We start from the raw sequence: 22,719 nt of genomic DNA, 5'->3' as shown, positions 1-22,719 counted from the left end.
GGCGGACATCGCACGCGCCGCGGGGTTCGACGCGCGCCTCCTCGGGGACGCGCTCGAGGGCGAGGCGCGCGAGGTGGCGGCCGAGCATGCCCGGCTCGCGCTGACGCTCGCGGCCGGCGGCGCGCGGTCGGTCCTGATCTCCGGCGGCGAGCTGACCGTGACCATCCGGGGCACCGGGCGGGGCGGGCCGAATCAGGAATATGCGCTTGCCTTCGCCGCCGCGATCGACGGCGCCGACCGCATCTGCGGGCTTGCGGCCGACACGGACGGGACCGACGGCGGCGGCGGCAATTCGTCCGACCCGGCCGGGGCGCTCTTCGACGGCAACACCGCCCAGGCGGCGCGCGCACGCGGCCTTGAGCCTGCCAACTTCCTGGCGAACAACGACGCCACCGGGTTCTTCGAATCGGTCGGGGGGCTGGTGTCGACCGGCCCGACCGGCACCAACGTCAACGACTTCCGCTGCATCGTCGTTGACAACGCCGAAGGGCCAGGGCGATAAGCGCGGCCGGGGTTCCAGCACATGAAGATGACGGCAAGGGCGAAGCCATGACGCTTCACCGAAGCACCGCGACGATAGCAACCCTGACGATCCTCCTCCTCCCCCTTCTCTTTCTCCCCGACGCGGCGCGCGCCGATCTCCGGCTCTGCAACAAGACGCCGAGCCGGGTCGGGGTCGCGATCGGCTACATGAACGGGAAGAAGTGGACCACCGAGGGCTGGTGGAACATCCAGGCCAAGGCCTGCGAGACCCTTCTCGGCGGCGAGCTGTCGTCGCGATACTACTACATCTACGCCGTAGACTACGACCACGGGGGCGAGTGGGGCGGCTCGGCGTTCATGTGCACGCGGGACAAGGAATTCACCATCGAAGGCGTGAACGACTGCGTCGCTCGCGGCTTCCAGCGGACCGGCTTCTTCGAGGTCGACACCGGGGACCAGACGAACTGGACGGTGCAGCTCACGGAGTCCAACGCGCGCGCAGGTGTCGGAGCCCGATGAAGCGAAACCGCAAAGCCAAGATCGTCGCCACGCTGGGCCCTGCGTCCAGCAGCCCGGACATGATCGACGCCCTGTTCCGGGCGGGGGTCGACGTCTTCCGCATCAACATGAGCCACGCCACGCACGAGGGCATGCGCGCGCTCGTCGGCATGATCCGCGGCGTCGAAGCGAAATACAGGCGGCCGATCGGCATCCTGGTGGACCTCCAGGGCCCGAAGCTCCGCCTCGGCAGCTTCGCCGAGGGGGCGGTCGAGCTGAAGGCCGGCCAGTCCTTCGTGCTCGACGACGATCCCTCCCCCGGCGACCAGCACCGCGTCTATCTGCCCCATCCCGAGATCCTGGAGGCGCTCCGGCCGGGCCACGCGATCCTCCTCGACGACGGCAAGGTCCGGCTGGAAGTGCTGGAGGCGAGCCCGCACCGCGCCGAGACGCGGGTCGTCGCGGGCCGGCGGCTTTCGGACCGCAAGGGCGTCAGCCTGCCGAACACCGTCCTGCGCGTCTCCGCGCTCACCGAGAAGGACCGCCGCGACCTCGAGGCCGCGCTCCATGAGGAGATCGACTGGGTGGCGCTCTCCTTCATCCAGCGGCCGGAGGACATCGCCGAGGCGCGCAAGATCGCGCGCGGCAAGGTCGGCATCATGGCCAAGATCGAGAAGCCCCAGGCGCTCGAGCGGATCGACGAGATCATCGAGATCTCCGATTCGATCATGGTGGCGCGCGGCGATCTCGGGGTGGAGATGCCGATCGAGAGGGTGCCGGGCGCGCAGAAGCGGATCACCCGCGCCTCGCGGCGCGCCGGCAAGCCCGTGATCGTGGCCACCCAGATGCTGGAGAGCATGATCACGGCGCCCGTCCCGACCCGCGCCGAGGTCTCCGACGTCGCCGCCGCGGTCTTCGAGGGCGCCGACGCGGTGATGCTCTCGGCGGAATCTGCCGCGGGCGAGTATCCGGTCCAGGCCGTCGAGACGATGAACCGGATCGCCGAGGAGGTCGAGCGCGACCAGCACTATCCGCAGATCATCCACTCGCAGCGCACGGAGCCCGAATCGACGGGCGCCGACACGATCACCGCCGCGGCGCGCCAGATGGCGGAAACGCTCAACGTCGCCGCCATCGTCTGCTTCACGTCGTCGGGCTCGACCGGGCTCCGCGCCGCGCGCGAGCGCCCGGGTGTGCCGATCATCGCCCTCTCTCCGATCCGCGAGATGGCGCGGCGGCTCGCGCTCGTCTGGGGCCTGCACTGCGTGGTGAGCGAAGACGTGGGCAATGTCGACGAGATGGTCGACCGGGCCAGCCAGATCGCGTTCCAGGAAGAATTCGCAACGCCCGGCCAGCGCATCATCATCACCGCGGGCGTGCCGTTCGGCACCCCGGGGGCGACCAACCTCCTGCGGCTCGCCTTCGTCGGGTCCGACGGACTGACCGGGATCTGACGGTCAGAGGGAGCGGCCGGCGAGCTCCTTCTCGAGCTCGTCGCGCACCTTCTTCACCTCTTCCATCTGCGGGTTGATGGCGAGCGCCCGGTCGAACACCTTGAGCGCCTCCTCCTTCCGGTCGAACTGCTGGAGAATGACACCGAGCCCTGCGAGCGCGCCGAAATGCCGCGGCTCGAGCGCAAGCACGCGCTCCAGGTCCGACATCGCCATGCCGTACTCGTCGCGCGCGAAATGCAGCGTGGCGCGCTTGTTCCAGCCCTCCGCGAAAGCCGGCCGGAGCGTCACCACCCGGTCGAGAATGTCGAGCGCGAGGCCCTGGTCGTCGTCCTTGAGGGCCTGCAGCGCGCGTCCGAACAGGAGATCGGTGGTCGGGCTGCCGGAATCGTACCAGCGCCGGAGGATCTCGTTCTCGAGCGCCTTGGCCGAGGTCCGCTCCGGGCTGACGGCGAGCCGCGCGAAGAGGTCGTCGAGCGGCATCTGGGCGATCCGCTCGCGCAGCGAAGGCTCGGGCCTTGGCCGATCCTGCGCCCCGGCGGAGGCCGGCAGCGCCAGCAAGAAGACGAGGACGATGAGGACAAGACGGGGCATGGCCGGAAAACTAGCGTTCTCCGGCCATGCCGTCAAAGCCCGAGGCAAGCAGGCGGAAGGGTCAGCCCTGGCGGGCCTTGTACCGCTTCTGCGTCTTGTTGATGATGTAGATGCGGCCCTTGCGGCGCACCATGCGATTGTCGCGATGGCGGCCCTTCAGCGCGCGCAGCGAGTTCTTGATCTTCATAGGTCTCATCCTCGCGCGAAGCGGCGCCCGCGCGCTCGAAATGTCCGGGCTGCACATAGGGGGCGGCAGCCCGGCTTGTCAATGCCATGCCGGGGTTCGGGACCCATGAGGCGCGGGCGGTTCCGGACGCCTCCGTCGTGGCCCGGGCCGCGTCCTTCTGCTATGCGGGCATATCCCACTGGTGGCCCGCCATGAGCATCGAAACCTGGCTCCTCTATTCGGCCGCGGCGATCGGGCTGTCGCTGACGCCCGGTCCGAACGGCCTCCTGTCGCTCACCCACGGCCTCCGCTTCGGCCTGTCCCGGACGGTCTTCACCGCCCTCGGCGGCGTTACCGGCTTCGCCGTCCTGATCGCCGCTTCGCTGGCCGGGCTCGGGGCGGTGCTGGCGACCTCGGAGGAGGTCTTCACGGTCGCGAAATGGCTGGGCGCCGCCTATCTCGTCTATCTCGGCATCCGCACCTGGCGCGCGCCCGCCCCCGCGGTCGCGCGGGAGACGGGGATCGATCTCCGCGGAAGGCGGGCGAGCGGCCTCTTCATGCAGGGCTTCCTGGTCGCGGTCTCCAACCCGAAGGCGCTCATCTTCTTCGCGGCCTTCCTGCCGCAATTCATGCAGCCCGGAGCTTCGTTCCTGCTCCAGTTCGCCGTCTTCGGCGGCACCTTCGCCGTGGTGGAATTCCTGTACGAGCTCGTCCTCGCCGGCGCCGCGCAGAAGATCGCGCCGTGGCTCGGCCGGAACGGCCGCTGGTTCAACCGCGTCGCGGGCGCCACCTTCGTCGGCATCGGCGGGCTCCTCTCGACGGCAAGCCGGACCTGACCCGGCCCCTCGCCCGGCCGGACCGGCTCAGCCGGGGCGCCCGGCCGTCGGCACCCACCAGAGAAAGACCGAGCAGGCGATTGCGGCGGCGCCCACGGCGCCGAGCACAAGCGGATGCGATCCGCCGGAAACGAGGAGCACCAGGAGGAACGATCCCCACGCCATCGAGAGTGCCGTCAGCTTCACGCCCATGCGCAGGGAGCGCTCCCGCTCGAAACGGTCCGCTTCCGCGACCGCGGCGCTGAGGAGCGGGATCCGGCCGAGCCATGCGTGAAGCCGCGGGCTCGACCGCGCGAAGGCCCAGAGCGCGAGCAGGACGAAAGGGGTCGTGGGGAGGCCCGGCAGCCAGACACCGAGAATGCCGAGGCCGGTCGAAACGAGCCCGAGAGCAACCAGAAAAGGCTTCTTCATCGCGCGCCGGCGGCGATCGGCCGCCGCATCCATCACTCCGTCCGGAAGGAACCGGATAGCACGGTTCGGCGGATCCGGTGCGCAACTTCGCGCGGACCGCGGGACCGGGCCGCGCGCGGCGATGCCCGGACGCCCCGGAAGGCTTTCGCTCGTTCCGACCGCGCGCCCTGCGAAGGTCCGCCGGCGGGTTGCTCAGCCGGCCTCGCCTTTCGCCGGCGTCAGGCAGCGGAAGAGGTCCTCGTCCCGGATGAGGCCGACCGCTCCGGCTTCCGTTCCGACGACGAAGGGACCGGTATGCTTCAGCCGCGCGTCGATGAGGCTCCGCAGGGGCGTCTCCGGACCGGCCATGACGATCGCCCGGTGCGGCGCCGCCGCGACGGCCTCGAGCGGCACGACCTGCACCCGCTCGCCATGCCGCCAGCCTTCGCAGGCCGCCGAGAGCACGAGATCCTCGTCGATGCGGATCGCGCCCTCGCCGGTTCTCGGAAGGTCCCGCCAGGGCGTCATCACCTCCTGCGCGCGCAGCACGTTGAGCGGGTTCATGTGGGCGACGAAGTCCCGCACATAGGCGCTCGACGGCTTCAGCACGATCTCCTGCGGCGTGCCCACCTGGACGATCGAGCCGCCCTCCATGATCGCGATGCGCGTTCCGATCTTCAGCGCCTCGTCGAGGTCGTGGCTGACGAAGATCATGGTGCGCCCGAGCTTGCGCTGGAGCGCGAGCAGCTCGTCCTGCAGCCGCACGCGGATGAGGGGATCGAGCGCCGAGAAGGGCTCGTCCATCAGGAGGAGCGGCGCCCTGGTGGCGAAGGCGCGGGCGAGGCCGACGCGCTGCTGCATGCCGCCGGAGAGCTCGTCGACGCGCTTGCCGCCCCAGCCGGCGAGACCGACGAGCTCCAGCTGCTCGGCGACGCGCCGGCGCCGCTCCGCGCGCCGCACGTGATCGAGCTCCAGCCCGAGGGCGACATTGTCGGCGACCGTCCGCCAGGGCAGCAGGGCGAACTGCTGGAACACCATCGCGATCCGGCTTCTGCGAAGGGCGCGCAGGCGCCGCCGGCCGCAGCCGTGGACGTCGACGTGCCGCTCGCCGTCATGGACGGTCACGGTTCCGCGGGTGACCGCGCTCAGGCCGTTGACGGCACGGATCAGCGTCGACTTGCCGGATCCGGACAGGCCCATCAGCACCACGATCTCGCCCTGGCGGACATCGAGCGTCGCCTGCTTGACGCCGACGATCTGGCCGGTTTCGGCCTGGATCTCGCCTCGGGTCCGGCCGGCATCGATGAGCGGCAGCGCGTCGGCCGGATGGTCGCCGAAGACGATATCGACCGAACGGAAGGCGACCAGCGTCTGCGGGCCGTCCGGCGTCACCGCGCCGCCTCGCCGGAATGCCGGAAGAAGCGGTCGAGGATGATCGCGATGAGGACGATCGCGATGCCGACCTCGAAGCCGCGCGCGATGTTCACCTGGTTGAGCGCGCGCAGGGTCGGCACGCCGAGCCCGTCGGCGCCGACGAGGGCCGCGATCACGACCATGGAGAGCGACAGCATGATGGTCTGGGTGAGGCCCGCCATGATCTGCGGCAGCGCGTAAGGCAGCTCCACCTTCCAGAGGCGCTGCCAGGAGGTGGCGCCGAAGGCGTCGGCCGCCTCGACGAGATGGCGCGGGGTGGAGCTCACGCCGAGCTGGGTGAGGCGGATCGGCGCGGGCAGCGCGAAGATCACCGTGGCGATCAGGCCGGGCACCATGCCGAGCCCGAAAAGGATGAGCGCCGGGATGAGATAGACGAAGGTCGGGATGGTCTGCATGAGGTCGAGCGCGGGCCGCAGCACCGCCATCAGCCAAGGCCTGCGCGCCGCGACGACGCCCACGGGCACGCCGACGGCCATGCAGATGATGGCGGAGGACGTCACCAGCGCGAGCGTTTCGGTCGTCTCCTTCCAGTAGCCCTGGTTGACGATGAGGAGGAGGCCGGCGGCCACGAAGAGGGCGAAGCCGAGCGAGCGGCGGAGCAGCAAGGCGAGTCCGGCGGCGAGCGCGATGACGACCAGCGGATGCGGCGTCTGGAGCAGCCAGAGGATCGCGCCGATCATGGCTTCGAGCGCGCCCGCGACAGCATCGAACACGGCCGCGCCATGCGCCGTGAGCCAGTCGACCCCCGCCTGCGCCCAGCGCCCGATCGGAATCTTGTAGCGCGTCAGCCAGTCCATGGGCCCGGACGATCAGCCGGCCGAAGGGATCCCGCCCGGCGACGGGGCGGTCACGATCCGAGGGCCGCCTTCACGGCCTCGAGCCCCGGCTTGCCGCCGGTCGTCTCGACGCCCTCGAGCCAGCCCGAGAGCACGTCGGGATGGGCCCGGAGCCAGGCCGTCGCGGCCGCCTTCGGCTCCTTGCCGTCGTCGAGGATCGCGCCCATGATCTCGTTCTCCATGGGCAGCGTGAACTTCAGCTGCGCGATGAGCCGCGCGGCGTTCGGACAGGCGTCGCGATAGCCCTTCCTCACATTGGTGAAGACGGTCGCCCCGCCGAAATCCGGGCCGAAGACGTCGTCGCCCCCGGCGAGATAGTCCATCTCGATGCTGGCATTCATCGGGTGGGGCGCCCAGCCCAGGAAGACGATCGGCTGCTTGCGCGCGACCGCGCGCTTCACCTGCGCCAGCATGCCCTGCTCGGAGGATTCCACCAGCTCGAAATCGCCGAGGCCGAACTGGTCCTTCTCGATCATGTCGAGGATGAGCCGGTTGCCGTCATTGCCCGGCTCGATGCCGTAGATCCTGCCGTCGAGATCGTCCTTGAACCTGGCGATGTCCTGGAAGCTCTTCAGCCCGGCCGCGTAGGTGTAGCGCGGCACCGCGAGCGTATATTTCGCGCCTTCCAGATTGGCGCCGAGCACCTCGACCGAACCGTCGTCGCGATAGGGCGCGAGATCCGCCTCCATCGTCGGCATCCAGTTGCCGAGGAACACGTCGATGTCGTCGTTCTTGAGCGAGGCGTAGGTGACCGGGACCGACAGGACCTTGACGTCCGGCTCGTAGCCGAGCGCCTCCAGAACGACGGAGGCGAGCGCGGTCGTGGCCGTGATGTCCGTCCATCCGACGTCGGAGAAGCGGACTGTCCTGCAGCTCTCCGCCTCGGCGGCGGCGGCGGATCCCGTTGCGAGCACGGCGGCGGCGAGCGCCCCGGCGAGCATGCTGACGAGACGTGCCATCGCTTCCCCCGTGACGGCGTTCCGGACGTTTCCGCCATCGAAACACCCTTTCCCCGGCGTGGCAAGGCGACGTTGATTGATCAGTCAATCAACAGGCGCTAGGCTTCCGCGCGTTGCCCGGATGGAGCGGCTCATGCCGAGAGCGGGAGTCCAGCCGATGCGGCGGAAGGCGCTCATCGCGGCGGCGATCGACGCCATCCACGCCCACGGCATGGCGCAGGTGACGATGGGCGAGATCGCCCGCCGGGCCGGCGTGTCGCCCGCGCTCGCGCATCACTATTTCGGCGGCAAGGACCAGCTGCTGCTGGCCACGATGCGCCACCTCCTGACCGAGCTCGGCGACGGAATCCAGGCGCGGCTCGCACTCGCCGCCGGCCCGGAGGAGCGCATCTCGGCCATCATCCGCGGGAACTTCGCCGCCTGCCAGTTCCGCCCGGCGGTGATCTCGGCATGGCTCGCCTTCTACGTTCAGGCGCAGACCGACCCGGAGGCGCGACGGCTCCTGCGCGTCTACACGAAGCGGCTCGAGAGCAACCTCGTGCACGCCTTGGCGAGCCTCACGACGCGCGAGCGCTCGATCGAGATCGCCGAGACGACGGCCGCCCTGATCGACGGCCTCTGGATCCGGCAATCCCTCGCCGACGGGGGAGCGGACCCGGAGAAGGCGGTCGCGGCCGTCGAGGACAGCGTTCGCCGGGCGCTCGGACGGGCGCGGTCGTGATCGAGGCCGACTACATCGTCGTCGGCGCCGGGTCGGCCGGCTGCGTGCTCGCCAACCGGCTCTCGGAGGACGGCCGGCACAGCGTGCTGCTGCTCGAGTTCGGCGGCACCGATGCCGGGCCGATCATCCAGATGCCGGCCGCCTTTTCGATCCCCATGAACATGCGCCGCTACGACTGGGGCTTCCGCACCCAGCCGGAGCCCCAGCTCGGCGGCCGCCGGCTCGCCTGCCCGCGCGGCAAGGTGATCGGCGGCTCGTCATCCGTGAACGGGATGGTGTTCGTGCGCGGGCACGCGCTCGATTTCGAGCGCTGGGAACAGGCCGGCGCCGAAGGCTGGGGGCATGCCGACGTCCTTCCCTATTTCAAGCGGATGGAAACGAGCCACGGCGGCGAGGAGGGCTGGCGCGGCCGCGACGGTCCCCTCCACATCACCCGCGGCAGCCGGCGCAACCCCCTCTATGCGGCCTTCATCGAGGCCGGCATCGAAGCCGGCTACAGTGCGACGGACGACTATAACGGATCGCGCCAGGAAGGCTTCGGCCCGATGGAAATGACGGTGTGGGAGGGCCGCCGCTGGTCGGCCGCCAACGCCTATCTCCGGCCGGCCCTGACGCGGCCCAACCTCCGCCTGGTGACAGGCGCCCATGTCGACAGGATCCTCTTCGAGGGCCGCCATGCGGCCGGGGTCGCGATGCGCTGCCGCGGCAGGACGGAAACGGCCTGCGCCCGCCGGGAGGTAATCGTCGCCGCCTCCGCCATCAACTCGCCCAAGCTCCTGATGCTGTCGGGGATCGGCCCGGCCGAGCACCTCCGCGACCGCGGGATCGAGGTGCTGGCGGACCGGCGGGGGGTCGGCGGCAATCTCCAGGACCATCTCGAGATCTGCGTCCAGCAGAACTGCAGCCGCCCGATCACGCTCAACGGCCATCTGGGCCTTCTCGCGCGGGCGCGGATCGGCATCGAATGGCTCGCCTTCCGCAGCGGCCTCGGGGCGACCAACCATTTCGAGGCCTGCGCCTTCATCCGCTCGCGCGCGGGCATCCGCTATCCCGACCTTCAGATGCACTTCCTGCCCGCGGCGATCCGCTATGACGGCAAGGCGGCGGCAAGCGTGCACGGCTTCCAGGTTCATGTCGGGCCGATGCGCTCGCCGTCGCGCGGCACAATCCGGCTCGGAGGGCCGGCGCCGGAGACCGCGCCGGAGATCCGGTTCAACTACATGAGCAGCCCCGACGACCGGCGCGACTTCCGCAGCGCGGTCCGGCTCACCAGGGAGCTCTTCCGCCAGCCCGCCCTCGCCGCCTTCTGCGGCGACGAGCTCGCGCCCGGCGGCGCGGTGCAGTCGAACGAGGAAATCGACGCATTCGTGCGCGACAACGCCGAGAGCGCCTACCATCCTTGCGGCAGCTGCCGGATCGGCCGCCCGGACGATCCGCTGGCCGTTGTCGACCGCGAATGCAGGGTGATCGGGGTGGAGGGCCTGCGCGTGGTCGATTCCTCCGTCTTCCCCGAGATCACCAACGGCAATCTCAACGGCCCGTCGCTCATGGTGGGCGAGAAGGCCGCCGACCACATTCTCGGCCGCTCCCCGCTGCCGCCCGAGCGGCTGGAGCCGTGGATCGCGCCGAACTGGGAATCGGCGCAACGCCTCCACCTTCCGGGAGGCGGCCGGAGGGGCGGCGAGCCGGGCTGTGCAGAAACCCTGCCCGGGCGACGGCCCTCCACGGCCGCCGTCAGGTAGGCTGCCTTCCGAAGTTCCGCGGCGCGGCGCCCCCCGCGCCCGCCCCGCAGGCGAGGCCGGCACCTGCCGGCGAACACTCCAGGCACGCGGCGAAGAGAAGCATTCGCCTGAGGAATTCCTGTGCATCCGCACAATTTATCGGCAACCTGCCACTGCGGTTATTCTACCTTCGGGATTTCTGGCCTCGGGAAACCGACAATCAACTCTGGATTAAGCTTTGGTTCCCTATCCAGTTAGCCGGCGTTGCGGTGGGTGGGGCCCCAGACATGCGGGAAGACGGTCGCGTTTCGAGCACGGTCGCGGAGCCGGCCGCTTCCGCCCGCCGGAGTTTCAAAGGCCTGTTCGACCTGCTCGGCCGGCGCCGCCGCTGGTCCGGCATGGCGAGCGCCCTTGCGAGGGCCCGGCGGCAGGCCGAAGCCGCCGAGGAGAAGGCGCGCGAGGCGGAGGGGCAGCTCCGGGATGCGCTGGAGGCGCTGCCGGAGGGGATCGTCTTCCTGGATGCCGAAGGCCGCTACATCCTCTGGAACAGGCGCTACGAGGAGATCTACGAGGGCAGCGCGGATCTCTTCGCGCCCGGCGTGAAGCTTGCCGACACGCTCCGCATCGGCGTCGAGCGCGGACAGTACCCGGAGGCGATCGGGCGCGAGGAGGAATGGCTCGCGGAGCGGCTCGCCCATTTCGACCGGCCCGGCGGCCGGCACGAGCAGCAGCTCGCGGACGGCCGGTGGATCATGATCGAGGAGCGCGCGACGAGCGGCGGCGGCACGATCGGAATCCGCGTGGACATCACCGAGATGAAGCAGCGGGAGGCGTCATTCCGGCTGCTCTTCCAGGACAACCCCGTCCCGATGTTCCTCTACGACCGCGAGACGCTGCGGATCACCGGGGTGAACGCCCGCGCCGCCGCGCATTACGGCTACCGGCCGGAGCGGCTGACGGGATCGAGCATCCTCGGGATCTTCGACGATCCCTCGCCCGAGGACCGCGCCCTGATCCGCCGGCTCGGCGAGCGGACCCAGGGGAGCGAGCGCACCTGGCGCCACAGGAAGGCGGACGGCAAGGCGATCGAGGTCACCCTCTTCGCGAGCGAGCTGACGAGCGACGGGCGCCCGACCATCGTGCTCGCCGCGATCGACGTGACCGAGCGGCGCAAGGCCGAGGCGAGGGTCGCGCACATGGCCCGGCACGACGCGCTGACCGGGCTCGCCAACCGCGTCCACCACCGCGAGCGCGTGGAGCAGGCGCTCGCCGAGCTTGCGGCGACCGGCACCGGCTTTGCGACCCTTCTCATCGACCTCGACAATTTCAAGGCCGTCAACGACACGCTGGGGCATTCGATCGGCGACAAGCTCCTCGTCGGGATCGCCGAGCGGCTGCGCGCCTGCGCGGGCGACGCCGCGACGGTCGCCCGGCTCGGCGGCGACGAGTTCGTGATGCTGTTGCCGGCGTCGGACGAGGAGGAGCTCCGGGCGATCGCCGAACGCGTGGTCGCGGAGGTCAGCGAACCGGTCGAAATCGAGAGCCACCGGATCGTCGTCGGCGCGAGCGTCGGCATCGCGATCGCACCGCAGCACGGGGAGAACCCCGACCGTCTCCTGAAGAGCGCCGACGTCGCGCTCTACCAGGCCAAGGCGGACGGCAAGGGGCGGTCCCGCTTCTTCGAGCAGGGCATGGACGAGCACCTCCTCGCCCGGCGCAGCCTGGAGCTCGACCTCCGCACCGCGCTGGCGGCGGGCGACCTGCAGCTCTACTACCAGCCGCTGGTGAACCTCTCCGACGAGGGCGTCGTCGGATTCGAGGCACTGCTGCGCTGGCATCATCCCGAGCGCGGCTGGGTCTCGCCGGAGCAGTTCATCCCGCTCGCGGAGGAGATCGGCCTGATCGGCGACATCGGCCGGATGGTGCTGCAGCGCGCCTGCCGCGACGCGATGGCCTGGCCGCCGGACATGAAGGTCGCCGTCAATCTCTCTCCCATGCAGTTCAAGACCTGCAAGGTGCTGGAGACTGTCGTGAGCGCGCTCGCGCAGTCCGGCCTCGCCCCGGAGCGGCTCGAGATCGAGATCACAGAGGCGCTGCTCGTCGAGCGCACCGAGAGCGTGCTCGCCACGCTCAACGGGCTGAGGGCGCTCGGCGTCGGCATCTCGATGGACGATTTCGGGACGGGCTATTCCTCGCTCAGCTATCTGCGGAGCTTCCCCTTCACGAAGATCAAGATCGATCGCTCCTTCATGCGCAATCTCGGCAGTTGCTCGGAATCGCGCGCGATCGTCCGCGCCATCGTGGGGCTCGGCGCAAGCCTGAAGATGACCGTCACCGCCGAGGGCATCGAGCGGGCGGAGGACCTCGCCTATCTCCAGGGCGAAGGCTGCATGGAAGGCCAGGGCTTCTATTTCAGCCCGGCGCGCCCGCCCGAGGAACTGGCGGAGCTGATGGGCAGCATCGGGCGGCGCTCCGCCGCCTGAGGTTCCTCCCGGCGCAGCCGCCGCGCCGGCGCAGGGCGCGCCGGCACATTAGCCAATGGTCGAATCCGGGGCGGCGGCGGCCCGGCGGGGCTTGCCAGCGCGGAATGTCGATGAATTGATGCCGGTCTCCTCAAGGGGATCGGAATGTCGGTCGAACACTGGCTCGCCTTCGCAGCCGCCTCCGCCGTGCTGGTGGCGATACCGGGGCCGACGGTGCTGCTCGTCGTCTCCTATGCGATCGGGCACGGGCGCCGGGCCGGGCTTGCCACCGTCGCGGGCGTGGCGCTCGGCGACTTCACCGCCATGACCGCCTCGATGCTCGGCCTCGGCGCACTGCTTTCCGCCTCCGCCGGCCTCTTCACCCTCCTGAAATGGGTCGGCGCGGCCTATCTCGTCTATCTCGGCGCGCGGCTCTGGCGCGCGCGGCCGGCCGATCCCGCGTCGCTGGAGGCGCCTGCAGCGCGCCCGGCGCGGATCTTCGCCCATGCCTATGTCGTGACCGCCCTCAACCCGAAGAGCATCGTGTTCTTCGTGGCCTTCCTGCCGCAGTTCCTCGTGGCGTCCGCGCCGCTGCTGCCGCAGATGGTCGTGTTCGAGGCCACGTTCCTCGTGCTCGCGACGCTGAATGCGGCCGCCTACGGGCTGCTCGCCTCGGCCGCCCGGAGCACGATCCGGAAGCCTTCGGTGCAGCGCGCGGTGAACCGCTCCGCGGGGACGCTGCTGATCGGCGCCGGGCTCCTCAGCGTCGCGTGGCGGAGGGCCGCGTGACCCGCTTGCGCTCCGGGGGGATCGCCTTGACGCTCAGTGGAGCGGATGCAAGCTTGTCCGCAGAATTCGGGAGGATTTAGCGATGAGAAGACTTCTGCTTGCCGCCGCCGCGCTGGCCGCGATGGCGGGCGCGGCCGCGGCGCAGGACTACCCGACGAAGCCCGTCACCATCGTCGTGCCGTTCTCGGCCGGCGGACCGACCGATACCGTGACGCGCCTCGTCGCGGAGCCGATGAGCAAGTCGCTCGGACAGCAGATCGTGGTCCAGAACGTCGCCGGCGCCGGCGGCACGCTCGCCGCCGGCCAGGTCGCCCGCGCGCGGCCCGACGGCTACACCGTCCTCATGCACCATATCGGCATGTCGACGGCGCCGAGCCTCTACAAGAACCTGCCCTACGATCCGCTCAAGGACCTGCAGACGATCGGGCTGGTGACCGACGTCCCGATGACCATCATCGCGCGCAAGGACTTTCCGCCGAAGACGCTCGAGGAGCTGGTCGCCTACGTCAAGGAGAACAAGGACAAGCTCACCTACGCCAATGCCGGCATCGGCGCGGCCTCGCATCTCTGCGGCCTGCTGCTCATGAAGGCGATCGGCGCCGACGTGACCACCGTGCCGTACCAGGGCACCGGCCCCGCGCTCACCGATCTGGTCGGCGGCCAGGTCGACTTCATGTGCGACCAGACCACCAACACGACCGGCCAGATCAAGGCCGGCGAGGTGAAGGCCTACGCGGTCACGACCAAGGAGCGGCTGAAGTCGCTGCCGGACCTGCCGACCGCCGACGAGGCCGGCCTGCCTGGCTTCGAGGTGAGCGTCTGGCACGGCCTCTACGTACCGGCCGGGACGCCGGAGCCGGTCGTGCAGAAGCTCAACGCCGCGCTCCAGGCCGCGCTCAAGGACGAGAACGTCGCGAGCCGGTTCGCCGAGCTCGGGACGGCGCCGGTCGCCGCCGAGCTCGCCACGCCGGAGGCGCACAAGGAGCGGCTTTCTTCCCAGATCGAGCTGTGGCGGCCGATCATCGAGGCAGCCGGCGTGATGGCGAAATAGTGCCTTCCGGGCGGGGCGGCCGCGCCGCCTCGCCCACTTCCCCCTCTTGCGGCGTCCGGAACCCGCCCGATCCATGCCGAAATCCGTCAAGGACCTTCTCGCCGGCCTCGCCTTCATCGCCTTCGGCCTCGCCTTCGGCTATGCCGCGCTCGGCTACGAGCTCGGCACGGCGCTCCGCATGGGGCCAGGCTACTTCCCGCTCGTGCTTGCGGGCATCCTGGTCGCGCTCGGCATCGGCGTGATCGTCGAGGGGATGCTCGCCGGCGAGGGCGGCGACATCGGAACGGTGCCCTGGCGCGGCGCCGCGCTGATCCTCGGCGCCCTCGTCTTCTTCGGATATGCCGTGCAGGGCCTCGGGCTCGCGCCGACGCTCTTCGTCACCGTCTTCCTGGCCGCCCTGGCGAGCCAGCGGACGGGGATCCCGACGGCGGCCCTTCTCGCCCTGGCGCTGACGGCCTTCTGCATCGCGATCTTCGTCTACGGGCTGGGCGTGACGCTGCCGCTCGTCGGCCCCTGGCTGCCGGTCTGAGCGCGCCCATGGACCTGCTCTCCCATCTCGCGCTCGGCTTCGAAACGGCGCTCAGCCCGGTCAACGTCCTCTACTGCTTCGTCGGCGTCCTTCTCGGCACGATGGTCGGCGTCCTGCCCGGGATCGGCCCGACCGCCACCATCGCGATGCTGCTGCCGATCACCTTCAACTTCGAGCCGGTGACCGCGCTCATCATGCTGGCCGGCATCTATTACGGCGCGCAATATGGCGGCTCCACGACGGCGATCCTGATCAACCTGCCGGGCGAATCGTCATCCGCGGTCACCGCCATCGACGGCTACGTGATGGCCCGCAAGGGCCGCGCCGGGCCGGCGCTCGCCACCGCGGCGCTCGGCTCCTTTTTCGCCGGCACCGTCGCCACCCTGATCCTCGCCGTCGCCGCACCCCCGCTCGCCCGCATCGCGCTCAGGTTCGGACCGCCCGAATATTTCTCGCTCATCGTGCTCGGGCTCATCGCCTCGATCGCCCTCGCCCACGGCTCGGTGGTGAAGGCGCTCGCGATGATCGTGCTCGGGCTGCTTCTCGGCATGGTCGGGCAGGACATCTATACCGGGACGCCGCGCTTCACCTTCGGCTTCTTCGAGCTCTACAGCGGCATCAACTTCGTCTCGGTGGCCGTCGGCGTCTTCGGCGTCGCCGAGATCCTGCGCAATCTCGAGCACGAGACGACGCGCGAGGTGGGCATACGCCACGTCAGCAACCTCTGGCTCACGAAGGAGGACTTCAAGCGCGTGGCCGCGCCGATCCTGCGCGGGACCGCGCTCGGCGCGGCGCTCGGGATCCTGCCGGGCGGCGGCCACGTTCTTTCCTCCTTCGCCTCCTACTCGCTCGAGAAGCGCGTCTCGCGCAGGCCGCAGGAATTCGGCAACGGCGCCATCGAGGGCGTGGCCGGCCCGGAATCGGCCAACAACGCGGCCGCCCAGACCTCCTTCATCCCGCTCCTCACGCTCGGCATTCCGGCCCATCCCGTGATGGCGCTCATCATCGGCGCGTTCATCATCCAGGGCATCACGCCGGGCCCGAACGTCATCAACGACGAGCCGGCGCTCTTCTGGGGCATCATCGTCTCGATGTGGGTCGGCAACCTGATGCTGGTCCTCCTCAACCTGCCGCTGATCGGGATCTGGGTGAAGATGCTCACGATTCCCTACAACGTGCTGTTCCCGGCCATCATCGCCTTCGCGAGCATCGGGACGTACAGCATCAACTTCAACGCCTTCGACATCTACGCCATCGTGGTGCTCGGCGTGATCGGCTACCTGCTCGTCAAGCTCGGCTGCGAGCCGGCGCCGCTCCTTCTCGGCTTCGTGCTCGGCCCGCTCCTCGAGGAGCACCTCCGCCGCGCCATGATCATCTCGCGGGGCGACCCGATGATCTTCCTGACGCGCCCGATCAGCGCCGGGCTCCTGATCGCCGCGGCGCTGATCCTGATCGTGACGATCCTTCCCTCGGTCCGGAAGAAGCGGGAAGAGGTCTTCGTCGAAGAGGACTGACGTTCCGCAGGCACCGGTCAGCCGCAGGCCGATGCCGCCAGCCAGGCATGCAGCGCCGAGACATCCGCCAGCCGGTACCGCGCCGCCGTCTCCCCCGGCCCGATCTTGACGCCGAAGCCGCCGAGCTCGGCCGCCGCCCGGAAGCCGTCCTCGTCCGTCGTGTCGTCGCCGACGAAGACCGGGATGCGCCCGGCGAACGGCGGTTGCTCCGAGAAGCGGCGGACGGCCTCGGCCTTGCCGATGCCGCGCTGGCGGACCTCCACGATGTCGTGGCCCGACTGGGCGTGGAGATCGGCGAGGCCGGCCACCGCGCGCGCGCCGATCGCCCGTGCCCGCGGCGCCTCGCCCGGAGCCCGGCGGTAATGCAGGACGAGCGCTCCGCCCTTGTCCTCCACCGCGATCGGATCGCCCGGCCGGATCGCGTCGGCGATCCGGCGACGCGCCTCCTCCATCTGCGGCGAGGTCGGGCGAAGCTCGATCGCCTCGCCCGCCGCCATCCGGCTCTGCTGACCATGCAGCCCGGCGGTCGGAAGGCCGACCGCCCCGAGATGGCCGTCGAGGTTCTCGATCCGCCGGCCGGTGACGAGGGCGAGCGCGCCGCCGAGCCGCCGGGCCACGGTCTTCAGGAGCTCCCGCCCGCCGGGGCGGACCACGATCGCGTCCGGCTCCGGCGCGAAATCGACGAAGGTGCCGTCGAAATCGAGGAAGAGGGCGTTGCGGGCGGGGTCGAGCGGCGGCGGGGCGTGGTCTGTCATGGGCGTGAAGATGGCATGCGCGCTTGCGAGGTCAACGCATCGGCCCGGCCGCCGGCACGGACCGCGCGCCGGCCCGGCTGACGGTCGCCACGCCCGCCGCGGCGAGCGCCATGCCGAGCAGCGCGCTTCCGCTCATGGTTTCGCCGAAGAGCGCCCAGCCCATCAGGGCCGCGCAGGGCGGCACCATGAAGAAGAGGCTCGCGACGTTCGCCGCCGCGCCGTGACGCAGCAGCCAGTAGAGCAGCGTGACGGCGCCGCAGGAGAGCACCAGCGCGAGCCAGACGAGGCCGAAGACGAGCGTGCCGGTCCAGTCGACCGCCCGCGTCTCGAACAGGAACGAAAGCGCGAGGCAGAGGAGAGCCGAGGCCCCGTACTGGACGATGGTCGCCGTCACGATCGGCTCCGCGGCCGCGAAGCGCTTCTGGTAGAGGGTGCCGATCGCGATGGCGAAGAGCGAGACCGTGCAGAGCCCCACCGCGAGCGGCGTTCCGAGCCCCGCCTCGAGCTTCTGTTCGATCACGAGGGCCACCCCGAGCGCGCCGAGCGCCAGGCCGGCCCATTTCACCGGCCCGACGCGCTCGCCGAGGACGGGCCCCGCGAGCGCCGCCGTGACGAGGGGCTGCACGCCGACGATGAGCGCGCTGACCCCTGCCTCAAGCCCGAGCCGGGTCGCGGCGAACACGCCGCCGAGATAGATCGCCTGGATGAGGATGCCCGCCACCGCGACATGGACGAGCGCGCGCCGCCTGGGCCAGGGCGAGCGCATGACGGCGGCCGCCAGGAGGAGCACCGCGCCGGCGAGCGCGAAGCGCATCACGAGGAGGATCATGGGCTCCGCATGGGGCATGGTCATGCGGGCGCCGATGAAGCCCGTCGCCCAGAGCACCACGAAGAGAGCCGGGGCGGCGGCGGCGAGGAACCGGGCCCGGGCTCCGCCGCCGTCAGCGGCCGGCATCGGGAACGGCCCTTCCGCCGACGAGGACCGCCTCGACGGCGAGCCGGGCGCCGAGCGTGACCAGATCCGCCCGGCAGCCGGGCGCGATCCGGCCGATGTCCTGCCGGCCGACATGCTCCGCCGGCCGGGTGCTCGTCATGGCGACCGCGCGTTCGAGCGGCAGGCCGATCCCGACGAGGTTTTCGAGCGCCCGGTCCATGGTGAGGACGCTGCCGGCGAGCGTCGCCCCGTCGGGCATGGTGACCGTCTCGCCGCGCTTCTCGACCCGGTGCGAGCCGAGCCTGTAGGCGCCGTCCGGCATGCCGGCCGCGGAGATCGCGTCCGTCACCGCATGGAGCCGCGGGACGGCACGCGCTGCGGCCCGGATCATCGCCGGCGCGACATGCCGGAGATCGGCGATGATTTCGGCGCTCTCGCCATATGCGAGCGCCGCGGCCGCGACGCCGGGCCTCCTGTGGTCGAGCCCCGACATCGCGTTGAAGAGATGCGTGAAGCCGCAGGCACCCGACCGCAGCGCCGCCTCCGCCGCCTCGGCACTCGCCAGGCTGTGGCCGATCTGCACGCGGCAGCCGGCTTGCGAAAGCGCCGCGATGAGCGCCTCCGCACCCGGCAGTTCAGGCGCGAGCGTGACCACGACGATCCGGCAGAGGGCGAGCCAGGCGCGGGCGAGGTCCGCGTCGGGCGCGATCGCAAAGGGCGGCTGGGCGCCGAGCCTCTCCGGACTGATGAACGGCCCCTCGAGATGCGCCCCCAGCACGCGCGCCTCCCCCTCGCGCGAATCGCGGCGGACCGCTTCAATCCCCGCAAGGGCCGACGCGATCTCCGCCGGCGGCGCCGTCACCGTGGTCGGCGCGAGCGCCGTCGTTCCATGCCGCGCATGGAAGCGTGCCAGCCTGCGGACAGCCGGCTCGCCTTCCATGGCATCGGCGCCGCCGCCGCCATGGACGTGGAGGTCGACGAAGCCCGGCACGACGTAAGGAGGCGGCGGCGGCTCGCCGGGCGCGAGCGCCCTGCCCTCGACGGCCGCGATCCGCCCCTCCGCGTGGAGCACGCGGCCGGCCACCCACCCCTCCGGCGTCAGAACGCAGCCCTCGACCGCATCCGTCATCGGCGCCGCTCCTCCGGCGCGCGGCCGACCGCCACCAGGAAGGCGCCGTGCATGGCGTCACCGGCGGCCGGATCGAAGCCGCGCCCGATCCGCGCCTCGAGGCGCGGGCGGAGGCGCGCCGCCACCGACCCCGCCGCGAAGAGCTTCGCCCCGGCTTCGAGCGCGAGGCTCCCGACCAGCGCGGCGCCGTGCGCGGCTGCCCGATCGAGAATGGCGGCAGCGGCGGAATCCGCCCCGGCGGCGTCGAAGACGGGCGGCGCGAGCGAGGCGAGCCGCCTTTGCCCCGCGCCGGCGAGCCAGGCGAGAATGGCCGCGTCCTCCTGCCCGAGCGCGGCAGCGACGGAAGCGGCGAGCGGCCCGCCTTCCGCCGCGCCGTCGCGGACGGTGAGCGCATGCTGCACGGCCTCCCGGCCGATCCACGCGCCCGAGCCGCGGTCCCCCCCGATCCAGCCCCAACCGTCGCGCTGGACCGAGCTCCCGTCGGCATGGAGCGCGTGGCCGACCGCGCCGGTGCCCATGACGAGGAGGCCGGCGGGCGCGCCGCCGCCCGCGCCGACGAGCGCCGCATAGCCGTCGCTCATGACGTGCCTCTCCGCGAAGCGCGGGGCGGCGGCGAAGAGCCGCTCGCGCGAGGCGGGGAGCGCAAGACCCGCGGCGCCGATCGCAAGCGCGCATTCCGCCGACGCCGACGGGTCGAGGTCCGCGGCCTCCGCCGCGCGGCGCCACAGCTCGGTGAGGCTTTCCGCCGCCCCGCCCGCATCGGTCGTCGCGTTGCAGGGCCCTGCGGCCACCTCGGCGAGGGCGCTCCCGTCGCGCCGGACGAGGCGGGCGCGCGAGCCGGTGCCGCCGCCGTCGACGCAGAGGATGAGCCGCTCCATCGCGCCTCTCTGGCCGAAACCGGAAGGCCGCGCAAGGCGCGCTCAGGCGAGGCCGGCGGCCCTCAGCACCGTCTTCGTGAGCGATTGCTTCTGCTTGAAATAGTCCGGCCAAGGGTCGCCGCGCTCGAGGAGGAGCGCCAGCAGGCTGCGGATGTCGAAGGCCGAGCCGCGCTCGATGCCGGCGAGTTCGTCCCAAGTCACCGGGGCCGCGACGGGAGCGCCCTCGCGGGCGCGCGTCGAATAGGGACCGATCGCCGTCGAGCCGCGCTCGTTGCGGAGATAGTCGACGAAGATGCGGCCCTTGCGGCGGGCCTTCGACATGATGGCGACGAAGCGGCCCGGCTCCTCCTCCGCCATCGCCTCGGCGATCCGCTTGCAGAAGGCCTTGGTCTCGACCCAGCCGGCGCGGCGCACGAGCGGCGCGATGACGTGCACGCCCTTGCCGCCGGTGAGCATCGGATAGGTCGCAAGCCCGATCGCGTCGAGCCGGTCGCGGAGGTCGAAGGCCGCGCGGCGCACGTCGGCGAAGCCCAGTCCCTCGTCCGGGTCGAGGTCGAAGACGAGCCGCTCCGGCTTCTCGATCGCGTCGATGCGCGAGCCCCAGAGATGGAATTCGAGCACGCCCATCTGCACGCCGGCGACGAGGCCCGCGAGATCGTCGACATAGAAATATTGTTCCGTCTCGCCGGAATTCTCGGTGATCATCACGCGCCGCATGGCGTCCGGAAAGCCGCCGGTGTCGTGCTTCTGGAAGAAGCACTTGCGGCCGCGCCCCTGCGGGCAGCGCACCAGGCTGAGCGGGCGGCCGCCGACATAGCGCAGCATCGCCTCGCCCACCGCCTCGTAATAATCGAGAAGATCCGCCTTGGTGACGCCCTGGCCGGGGAAGAGCACCTTGTTCGGGCTCGTGATGCGGATGCCGGCGCGCTCGGTATCCTCGCCCTCCCCGCCCGGCCTGGCGGGCGCGTCCGCAGGCGTTTCGAGCCTGACCTCGCGCGCCGGCTTGTCCTCGCGCAGGCCCTGGAACGAGGGATGGCGCAGGATGCCGTCGCTCGTGAATTCCGTGAAGGCGATCTCGGCCACGAGTTCGGGCTCCACCCAGCGCGCCTTGCGCCGCACCTCGCGCGGCACTTCGGCGAAAGGCGGATCCTTCCGGCCGAGCCGCTCGAAGCGCGCGGCGAGCATCTCGAGGTCATCCCCGTCGAAGCCGGTGCCGACGCGGCCGGCATAGACGAGCCTGCCGTCCTTCCAGGTCCCGACCAGCAGCGAGCGGAAGCCTCTCCGCTTGTCCGACGGCGTCCAGCCGCCGATCACGAATTCCTGCCGCCGGGTGCACTTGGTCTTGAGCCAGGACCGCGTCCGCTCGCCGCGATAGGGCGCGTCGGCGCGCTTCGAGACGATGCCTTCGTGGCCGGCGGCGCAGATGCGGCCGAGCACGGCCTGGCCCTCGCCCCGAATGTGCTCGCTGTAATGGATCGGCACGTCCGCCGGCAGCCCCGCGAGGAGGGCCCGCAGGCGCTCCTTCCGCTCGGTGAGCGGCAGGGCGGCGATGTCCTCGCCCGCCTCGACCAGGAGGTCGAAGGCGAAGAAGGCGATCGGCCGCCCCTCCTTCAGCGCGGCCTGGAGCGTGGAAAAGTCCGTGCGGCCGTCGGGCGCGAAGGCGGCCACCTCGCCGTCGATCAGCGCGCCGCCGAGGCCGAGGCGCGCGAAGGCGTCGGCCACCGGCCGGAAGCGCGCGGTCCAGTCGAGGCCGTTCCGCGTATAGCACCGGACCTCGGTCCCGTCGGCCGCCACCAGCACGCGGTAGCCGTCATATTTCAGCTCGTGCACCCAGTCCCGCCCGTCCGGCGGCACCGCGACCAGAGTGGCGAGCTGAGGCGGGCGGAAATCGGGCAGGCCGGAGGCCGCCCCCGCCTTCGCGCTTTTCGTCGCTCGCCGGGGCTTCGGCCGCGGCGCATCCGGATCGTCACCGTCCTTCGGCCGGTTGGAGCGCCATACGGCCGAATTGCCGGTCGCGATCTCCTCCATCGAGCGGCCGGTCGCCACGCTCGTGACGTTCTGCGCGAGCAGCGGATCGACCTCGTCGGCCGTCTCGTCGCGCTCCTTGATGAGGAGCCAGTTCTCCCGCTTCTCGCCGCTTCTCGGCCTGAGGCGGACGAGCGCCCAGCCGCCCTTCAGCCGCTCGCCATGGAGGACGAAGTGGAGCTTGCCTTCCGCAAGTCCCTCGCGCGGATCGTGGAGCGGCTCCCACGTGCCCCGGTCCCAGAGCATCACGGTGCCGCCGCCATATTCGCCCTTCGGGATCGTGCCCTCGAAGCCGCCGTAATCGAGCGGATGGTCCTCCGTGCGGACCGCGAGCCGCTTCTCGCCGGGGTCGAGGCTCGGCCCCTTGGTCACGGCCCAGCTCTTCAGGACGCCGTCGAGCTCGAGCCTGAAATCGTAGTGGAGCCGGCGCGCGGCATGCTTCTGCACGACGAAGCTGAAGCCCCGGCCCGTGGCGACCCGCCCCTCCGGCTCCGCGGTCCGCGAGAAGTCGCGCTTGCGCTTGTACTCCTTCAGGGAATCCGGCGGACGCGCCTCTGCCATGCC

Annotated in this window: 21 protein-coding genes and 1 pseudogene; 11 read left to right on the top strand and 11 right to left on the bottom strand. The window is 71.0% G+C overall.

Going from position 1 to position 22,719, the window contains the following annotated elements; genetic code table 11:
- The 3 genes from E4O86_RS11320 to pyk all read left to right on the top strand — a co-directional run.
- A partial coding sequence (locus E4O86_RS11320; protein ID WP_281351602.1) for an MOFRL family protein occupies positions 1-502 on the top strand: 502 nt, incomplete at its 5' end.
- 47 nt (positions 503-549) lie between these two features.
- Entirely contained in the window at positions 550-1,002 is a 453-nt protein-coding gene (locus tag E4O86_RS11315; RefSeq protein ID WP_161140649.1) for a DUF1036 domain-containing protein, read from the top strand.
- Positions 999-2,435, top strand: coding sequence for a pyruvate kinase (gene pyk / locus E4O86_RS11310; protein WP_161140648.1), 1,437 nt, complete (start codon positions 999-1,001; stop codon positions 2,433-2,435). Before E4O86_RS11315 ends, pyk begins: the two co-directional genes overlap by 4 nt.
- Before the next feature lie 3 nt (positions 2,436-2,438).
- Here pyk and E4O86_RS11305 read toward each other — a convergent pair whose 3' ends face one another.
- Positions 2,439-3,026, bottom strand: a complete 588-nt coding sequence (locus E4O86_RS11305; protein ID WP_161140647.1) for a tetratricopeptide repeat protein — start codon at positions 3,024-3,026, stop codon at positions 2,439-2,441.
- Between the two features lie 61 nt (positions 3,027-3,087).
- Positions 3,088-3,213, bottom strand: coding sequence for a type B 50S ribosomal protein L36 (gene ykgO / locus E4O86_RS11300; protein WP_161140646.1), 126 nt, complete (start codon positions 3,211-3,213; stop codon positions 3,088-3,090).
- A 191-nt stretch (positions 3,214-3,404) separates the two neighbouring features.
- Between ykgO and E4O86_RS11295 the strand changes: the two genes are divergently transcribed.
- Positions 3,405-4,028, top strand: a complete 624-nt coding sequence (locus E4O86_RS11295) for a LysE family translocator (protein ID WP_161140645.1) — start codon at positions 3,405-3,407, stop codon at positions 4,026-4,028.
- Between the two features lie 27 nt (positions 4,029-4,055).
- Here the strand turns inward: E4O86_RS11295 and E4O86_RS11290 are convergent, their stop codons facing one another.
- The 4 genes from E4O86_RS11290 to E4O86_RS11275 form a co-directional block, all read right to left on the bottom strand.
- Positions 4,056-4,439 (bottom strand): YbaN family protein, encoded by a 384-nt coding sequence (locus E4O86_RS11290; RefSeq protein WP_161140644.1) that lies wholly within the window; start codon positions 4,437-4,439, stop codon positions 4,056-4,058.
- Between the two features lie 192 nt (positions 4,440-4,631).
- Complete coding sequence (gene choV, locus E4O86_RS11285) at positions 4,632-5,810, bottom strand: choline ABC transporter ATP-binding protein (protein WP_343039146.1); 1,179 nt, start codon at positions 5,808-5,810, stop codon at positions 4,632-4,634.
- Positions 5,807-6,649 (bottom strand): choline ABC transporter permease subunit, encoded by an 843-nt coding sequence (gene choW / locus E4O86_RS11280; protein ID WP_161140643.1) that lies wholly within the window; start codon positions 6,647-6,649, stop codon positions 5,807-5,809. Before choW ends, choV begins: the two co-directional genes overlap by 4 nt.
- Before the next feature lie 50 nt (positions 6,650-6,699).
- Positions 6,700-7,647 carry a choline ABC transporter substrate-binding protein gene (locus tag E4O86_RS11275; protein ID WP_161140642.1) on the bottom strand — a complete coding sequence of 316 codons (948 nt, stop codon included), beginning with the start codon at positions 7,645-7,647 and terminating at the stop codon, positions 6,700-6,702.
- 133 nt (positions 7,648-7,780) lie between these two features.
- Here E4O86_RS11275 and betI point away from each other — a divergent pair, with 133 nt between their 5' ends.
- From betI to E4O86_RS11240, 7 genes and pseudogenes are all read left to right on the top strand, one after another.
- Positions 7,781-8,368: a choline-binding transcriptional repressor BetI gene (gene betI / locus E4O86_RS23560; RefSeq protein WP_161140641.1), complete on the top strand. Its 588-nt coding sequence runs from the start codon at positions 7,781-7,783 to the stop codon at positions 8,366-8,368.
- Positions 8,368-10,017 (top strand): annotated as a pseudogene (gene betA / locus E4O86_RS11265) (choline dehydrogenase); the annotation flags it as partial. The gene betI and the pseudogene betA, both read left to right, overlap by 1 nt.
- A gap of 359 nt (positions 10,018-10,376) precedes the next feature.
- Positions 10,377-12,572: a putative bifunctional diguanylate cyclase/phosphodiesterase gene (locus tag E4O86_RS11260; RefSeq protein WP_161140639.1), complete on the top strand. Its 2,196-nt coding sequence runs from the start codon at positions 10,377-10,379 to the stop codon at positions 12,570-12,572.
- A gap of 144 nt (positions 12,573-12,716) precedes the next feature.
- Complete coding sequence (locus tag E4O86_RS11255) at positions 12,717-13,340, top strand: LysE family translocator (RefSeq protein WP_161140638.1); 624 nt, start codon at positions 12,717-12,719, stop codon at positions 13,338-13,340.
- 82 nt (positions 13,341-13,422) lie between these two features.
- Positions 13,423-14,391: a tripartite tricarboxylate transporter substrate binding protein BugD gene (locus tag E4O86_RS11250; protein WP_161140637.1), complete on the top strand. Its 969-nt coding sequence runs from the start codon at positions 13,423-13,425 to the stop codon at positions 14,389-14,391.
- A gap of 73 nt (positions 14,392-14,464) precedes the next feature.
- Positions 14,465-14,920 (top strand): tripartite tricarboxylate transporter TctB family protein, encoded by a 456-nt coding sequence (locus E4O86_RS11245; RefSeq protein WP_161140636.1) that lies wholly within the window; start codon positions 14,465-14,467, stop codon positions 14,918-14,920.
- A gap of 8 nt (positions 14,921-14,928) precedes the next feature.
- On the top strand, positions 14,929-16,434 hold the full coding sequence (locus E4O86_RS11240; protein ID WP_161140635.1) for a tripartite tricarboxylate transporter permease: 1,506 nt from the start codon (positions 14,929-14,931) through the stop codon (positions 16,432-16,434).
- Positions 16,435-16,451: 17 nt separating this feature from the next.
- Here the strand turns inward: E4O86_RS11240 and otsB are convergent, their stop codons facing one another.
- From otsB to ligD, 5 genes are read right to left on the bottom strand one after another with little or no spacing between them, the layout of a single operon-like run.
- The gene (otsB, locus tag E4O86_RS11235) at positions 16,452-17,189 is read right to left on the bottom strand and encodes a trehalose-phosphatase (RefSeq protein ID WP_161140634.1); all 738 of its coding nucleotides are present in this window, start codon (positions 17,187-17,189) and stop codon (positions 16,452-16,454) included.
- Between the two features lie 31 nt (positions 17,190-17,220).
- Positions 17,221-18,144, bottom strand: coding sequence for a DMT family transporter (locus tag E4O86_RS11230; protein ID WP_161140633.1), 924 nt, complete (start codon positions 18,142-18,144; stop codon positions 17,221-17,223).
- Positions 18,131-19,252, bottom strand: a complete 1,122-nt coding sequence (locus E4O86_RS11225; RefSeq protein ID WP_161140632.1) for an N-acetylglucosamine-6-phosphate deacetylase — start codon at positions 19,250-19,252, stop codon at positions 18,131-18,133. Before E4O86_RS11225 ends, E4O86_RS11230 begins: the two co-directional genes overlap by 14 nt.
- A complete protein-coding gene (locus E4O86_RS11220; protein ID WP_161140631.1) occupies positions 19,249-20,130 on the bottom strand; it encodes a glucosamine kinase nucleotide-binding domain-containing protein in 882 nt (293 codons plus the stop codon). Before E4O86_RS11220 ends, E4O86_RS11225 begins: the two co-directional genes overlap by 4 nt.
- A 42-nt stretch (positions 20,131-20,172) precedes the next feature.
- Complete coding sequence (gene ligD / locus E4O86_RS11215) at positions 20,173-22,716, bottom strand: DNA ligase D (RefSeq protein WP_161140630.1); 2,544 nt, start codon at positions 22,714-22,716, stop codon at positions 20,173-20,175.
- Positions 22,717-22,719 lie beyond the last annotated feature (3 nt).

Source organism: Propylenella binzhouense, from assembly GCF_009866965.1.
Taxonomy (GTDB): Bacteria; Pseudomonadota; Alphaproteobacteria; order Rhizobiales; family Afifellaceae; genus Propylenella; species Propylenella binzhouense.
Note: the sequence above shows the minus strand (reverse complement) of the source record. Positions and strands in the feature narration are given on the sequence as shown.